The organism is uncultured Jannaschia sp., from assembly GCF_947494055.1.
Taxonomy (GTDB): domain Bacteria; phylum Pseudomonadota; class Alphaproteobacteria; order Rhodobacterales; family Rhodobacteraceae; genus Jannaschia.
In genome coordinates this window covers 1-3,375 of sequence record NZ_CANLTR010000102.1, presented here as the reverse complement: position 1 = coordinate 3,375, position 3,375 = coordinate 1, and the positions used below count along the sequence as shown (strand labels likewise).

1 protein-coding gene and 1 pseudogene are annotated in these 3,375 nt (G+C 51.5%); both read left to right on the top strand.

The window, feature by feature from the left end; translation table 11 throughout:
- The first annotated feature begins 593 nt into the window (after positions 1-593).
- The gene (locus tag Q1A87_RS23120) at positions 594-1,592 is read left to right on the top strand and encodes a calcium-binding protein (RefSeq protein WP_299657105.1); all 999 of its coding nucleotides are present in this window, start codon (positions 594-596) and stop codon (positions 1,590-1,592) included.
- A 1,284-nt stretch (positions 1,593-2,876) separates the two neighbouring features.
- A pseudogene (locus Q1A87_RS24390) lies at positions 2,877-3,107 on the top strand (thermonuclease family protein); the annotation flags it as partial.
- Positions 3,108-3,375 lie beyond the last annotated feature (268 nt).

Sequence of the window (3,375 nt, the reverse complement as noted above, 5' to 3'; positions counted from 1 at the left end):
GACGAACCTGTCCCATAGGGCTTCCTTCCATTCCTTCGAAAGGATCACACCATCAAACCGTGGGATTAAACACCTAGTTTCTAAAGGGGGCGGGGATTCGTCGAAACCGACCCCAAAAAGCGGGGTAGTTCTAATGTGAATATTGATCTTGTCATGTAGCGGCCAGTTCATCAAGAGATGGATTCAACACGGTCACCAAGTCGATAGGCCATGAGTAGCTCTTTAGGGGACGCTAAAGAGTTTTCATGACCTATCTTGTGGCCACCCAACCATTCTATGAGAGAAGGCTTTCATAGGCCCCTTCCGAGCAATAAGCCGAACGGAAGAACGAACCATGCGCTGGACCGGGATCACTAATTATTCTAACTCCACGAGCGGTCATAGTCATCCGAACGTTGAGCAGAGCGAGCTCCGCAACGCTTAATCATAAGGCAACCCACCGCACCTAAATGCAGCACGTACACGTTTTTCCATGCTATGCCATAAGAGCAGCGCTCCGCCCATCCGAGCAAGAAGCTTGCTAAAATTTTCAGATATGACTACCGTCTTGTTTTACAGATTAGTCCTGTGATGGTTTTGTAAGGAATGTTCAAGTGAGTATTAGATTCAGCGGTAGATACATTTCTCTAAATCATAAAATTTCGGATCCAGCAATCAGAGAGATAAAATACGGCCCTCTAAAGTTGTCGGGCACACACGTATTCGCAACTGCCTACCTAGAAGGTGAGATTCCAAACGATATTACCCTAATAGGAGATTTTAAATTAAGGGGTGGCAGTATTATCGGAACGATCGAAGGTATCTACGTTGAGTATTTAGGCTATCCTAAATATAGCATCACGGGCCTAGAGGTTGAAGCCGCTGGTTACATCAGGGCCGCCGCTGATGCGTCATTCGCCGACAATACAATATGGGATTTCTTTGCATTGCAGGGCGCATTCGGCTCGGGTGTTCCGGGTATCAGGGTGATAGGCGGCCGGGGAGTTGACAATAAGTTTGGAAGCCTAGGCGACGACCTCTTCAAAGGTAAAGGCGGGGCGGATCAGTTCGATGGAAGTTTGGGGGATGACAAAATCCTTGGACATCGAGGATCCGACTCTCTCCTCGGTGGCGCTGGGTCCGATGTTATCCGTGGCGGTAACGGAAGAGATGAAGTCTACGGCGGCAACCATGATGATCGGCTCCTTGGTGGGGCCGGAGGAGACTTAATTGATAGCGGAGAAGGCAACGATTTCTCATTGGGTGGGGCCGGGGCCGACTTAATTTATGGTCACTTTGGAGAGGATCGCCTTCTCGGAGGGACGGGCTCAGATTACGTCGAAGGCGGCGACGACAACGACGAGATTTACGGCGGCGGCGGCAGTGATAATCTAACTGGAGACCCTGGAGATGACATTGTCATAGGCGGCGCCGGCAAGGATACGATCACTGGCGGACTGGGTAATGATGATATTGCCGGTAGGGGCGGCAACGACCTAATTGACGGTGGGCTTGGAGATGACTTGATCGCTGGAGGAAATGGAGATGACAGTATCAGCGGTCGAGGCGGCAATGATGTTTTGTATTTTCTGGGTCGCCGGCAAGTGAGCTAGATATCATCTCTGATTACGATATAGTCCAGGATAGAATTCTGCTGTCCAATGGGGCGGGGCTATACGACGTATCTACGTCGTCAAATGGTGAAACAATTCTAACCTACGGGGGAAGAACGATAGAGTTCTCCGATGTCTCGCTTGGAGCTTTACAAGCTTCACTTGCTACTACGACGTTTTCGGTTGAAATGGCGGTATCGACAGGGAGGTTGCGGGCAGTAGATCCACATACTAGCTGATTCAGTTAGAAAGTGCGGATCACTTTCCCGTCGATTCTTAACCCGAATCTAGGGTCAGCCGTCACCTTGTTTCAGTACGGAAGTATGAGTTCGCAGTAGCCGAACTCTGAAGAAGCGGCCGCTTTGTTAATCCTAGTAGTTTTTGTATTACGGTCCCTGATCGTTTCAAGATAAAGGATGCCTCAGGCGCTCGTCCAATAGACCCTGAAACGCTTTTTAAGACCCGCTAGTGGTCATCTCGCTTTCTGGCGGCTATAACAATATAGCGCCAGGGCCCTCAGAATATCATTTTAGAGCTCCCCAGAGAGATTTATGATTGTCCACATTGTTCAAGCTTACCGATGATACTCCGGCTTAACCGTTTACATGATATCCAGTGAATCTCTGTATTACCCGGACACCCCTGGCACTTCATGTCCCGCTCCAGTGCTTCAATGGGCAGGTAGGCGAGGTATCGTTCAAGTAGCCGGTAGGGTGGGACGTTCCACCGCGTATGGCAACTCGCGCAGGTGATGACGACGACATCCCTGACTGTCAGGTGGTCAAGCCGGATGGTTCCCTTGAGGCCGAGACTGACTGGCACGTATGGCATGGTCCGTGGATGGAACGTATAGGGAACATGGGCAAGAGGCGACGTCGCGCCTATCTGGTTTCCCAGGGCTAAGGTGGCTCGTAAGGGTTTGGTCGTCATCAACCCGCTAAGCAATCGGATGATACGAGCCTGTCAGACCGTCGCCCTACCCGCCTTCGTCGCCTCTGGTCCTGAGCTACAGGGCCCTCAAACCGCGTCAGACGCAAAGAGGATCACGGAATGACGAGCGCCGCTAGCGAAACGCAGGCAGGCCGGACAAGGTACGACCCCAGAAGCCTTGCCACTGGTCTGTCCGCCCTCTGTCTGTCTTACTCTGCTGACGCTCAACCGCTCCCTGACTGCGGCATCTACCTCTATGCCGGTCACGTGGTCCGGGTGATTGATGGTGACACGGTAGACGTGGACATCGATCTTGGCTTCGATACCTAGCGTTACAATGAACGCCTACGGCTTGTCGGAGTCTATACCCTTGAGAGAGGGGAAGACGGCTACCAGGAGGCAACAGACGCCCTTTCAGACCGCATTCTAAACCAAGACGTGTATGCCTGCACAGTGAAGGCCGAGCGTAGCGATACTGAGGTGAAGGGGCGGTACGGGCGGCACTTGACGACGATCTACATCGACGGAGAGGGCGTCAATCAATGGCTCATTGATGAGGGGCATGGCGTCGTATACGTCAAGTAGCAGCATGCCTCGCGACATAATAACCCGCATGAGAATGACAGACGGTAATTGGACCGGAGATCATTCCATTATTTCATGCCCCTAGAGAAGAATAGAATGAATAAGCTACTATTGAAGGGGACTTTTGAAGCCCCTTCAATGACATCACTGGAATGTCCTTACGATTCCATTGAGCCCTCCTGTGGGCGTTATTGCGCAAAGATGCGAGGGATTCACGTGATTAATCCTGACGGTTAGATCAGGCGCATGCCGAATTCTTCTCCGAGCC